The 2,217-nt window shown below is 58.4% G+C and carries 2 protein-coding genes; both read right to left on the bottom strand.

Translation table 11 applies throughout. From position 1 onward, the window contains the following. Positions 1–210: 210 nt before the first annotated feature. The gene (locus AC1DRJ_RS25150) at positions 211–600 is read right to left on the bottom strand and encodes a hypothetical protein (protein ID WP_477804541.1); all 390 of its coding nucleotides are present in this window, start codon (positions 598–600) and stop codon (positions 211–213) included. A 400-nt stretch (positions 601–1,000) separates the two neighbouring features. Then, positions 1,001–2,217, bottom strand: a 1,217-nt coding sequence (locus AC1DRJ_RS25145) for a glycoside hydrolase family 15 protein (protein ID WP_477804540.1), incomplete at its 5' end; no start/stop codon positions are given.

Below are 2,217 nucleotides of genomic sequence, written 5' to 3'. Positions count from 1 at the left end.
GACTAGAAGAGCGCGAAAGTCGAGGGGGTCGTTATCATATTCCGCCGATCTGGGCTGGGCGGTGATACTCCATGGGAGCGAGCAAGGTTCGGAGAACTAGTGGCAGCGCTGAGCTTGTCGCCACGGTTACTGGCTTTGTTGATGGCCTGATGCAGCCAGAGTAAAAAGCTGCACCAGTTTTTTTAATGGCGAGTGAATAGTTGCTCCTCCCTACGCTTCCACTTCCGCCACCTGATTAAAGTACTTCGACCGATCCGGTGTAAACGTCACCACCATTCCGGTTCGGGAACAGGCCAACGCCCGCTCTTCACCCAAATCAACATCCAGATCCTCCCCGCGTAAACCTTGCCACTGGGCCAGGTATTTGAGCGATCCGTATTTTTCGAGTTTTTTCAGGCTGCGACTGACGCCACCCTTCCAGCCCAGCACCGGCAGTTCCCCGGCGAGGCTTCGTCGGGCGAGTTCGGGGAAGCGGGCGGAGCGTTGGCGGCCGATTTCCCAGCATTTGATCAAGCCTTTGTCAGGGCCTTCCCATAATTCATCGCGGTTCAGGCCTGACCGGAAGGGGGAGTCGATGCTGCGGTGGATACGCTGGTTCATTCTGGTTCCTTGAATTCGGGTTTTATTGGACAGCTCCGCTGTACCCGTTGACGCTGGATGTTAGGGGGGGATGTAACGACTGGCAACAAGGTATATGCGCGTGTAGGAATCTGCCGTGCTGGGGTGAAGGGGGGATGTTTGGTTTAACTTTTGTAGGGGGCGGGGCATCTGCACCCACAAATGCACGCCAGAATTGGATTTTTAGGCCTTGGGATAGTGTTTAAGTCCTTCATGGGTAAGCTTCGATCCTACAAACGGCGGCGCAAAACGGGAAATTTCCGACGTGGTTTATCGGAAAATGCTGTCTTGGCTAACAGCCCCATCGCGAGCAGGCTCGCTCCCACAGTTGGACGCATTCCAATGTGGGAGTGAGCCTGCTCGTGATGGGGGCACCACAGTCTTAAGGCTGCCAGATACTCTTCTCCCCACTCAATTTCCTATCCAGAAAACACGCCGCGCTGATTAGCGCCAAATGCGTCAACGCTTGCGGCGTGTTTCCCAGATGCCGCGCATGACTGTCCAGCTCTTCGGCGTACAAGCCCAGCGGGTTGGCATACCTCAGCAACTGTTCAAACTCCAGATGTGCCTTTTCCACCTGACCGGCTCGCGCCAGGCATTCGACGTACCAGAACGAGCACGCGGCGAACGCGCCTTCGGTGCCGTCGAGGCCATCAATCCGGGTGTCGTCGTTGCGATAGCGATAGACCATACCGTCGCGCACCAGGGTTTTTTCGATGGCTTGGAGGGTGGCGAGCCAGCGCGGGTCTTTGGCGCTGACGAAGCGCACCAGCGGCATCAACAGCATCGAGCCGTCGAGGGCGGTGCCGCCGATGTGCTGGACGAAATGCCCGCGTTCTTCGTTCCAGAAGTTGTCCCAGATGTCGGCGTAGATGGCTTGGCGCATCTGGTCCCAGCGGGCGAACGGGGCGGGCAGGGAACGTTTGGAAGCGAGACGAATGGCGCGGTCCAGGGCGACCCAGCACATAAGCCGTGAATGCAGGAAGTGGTGTTGCTCGCCGCGCATTTCCCAGATACCAACATCTTTCTGCTGCCAGGTTTCGCACACTTGATCGACCACTTCCACGGTGTGTTTCCAGCCTTCATGGGAGATGGCGTCTCCGTATTTGTTGACCAGGTAGATCGCATCCATCAGCTCACCGAAAATGTCCAGCTGAACCTGGTCGTAGGCACCGTTGCCGATGCGCACCGGCGTGGCGCCGCCATGACCGGACAGGTGCGCCAGTTCGGTTTCTGGCAGTTCCTGGCGACCGTCGATGGCGTAGAGAATGTTGAGCTTCTTCGACTTGCCATGGCAGTCACTGACTCGCCCGCGCAGCCAGCGCATGTAGTCGTTGGCTTCCTGGACAAACCCCAGGCGCATGAACGCGTAGACGGTGAACGAGGCATCGCGGACCCACGTGTAGCGATAGTCCCAATTGCGTTCGCCGCCCGGTGTTTCCGGGAGACCGAACGTGGCTGCGGCAAGGATTGCGCCGTGTTTGCGCGAGGTCAGCAGCTTCAGGGCGAGGGCCGAGCGGTTGACCATTTCCCGCCAGCGACCGCGATAGTTGGACTGCCCGATCCAGTCGCGCCAGAACTTCAAGGTGCGCTCCAGGC

This window comes from Pseudomonas sp. P5_B2 (genome assembly GCF_056400445.1).
Note: the sequence above shows the minus strand (reverse complement) of the source record. Positions and strands in the feature narration are given on the sequence as shown.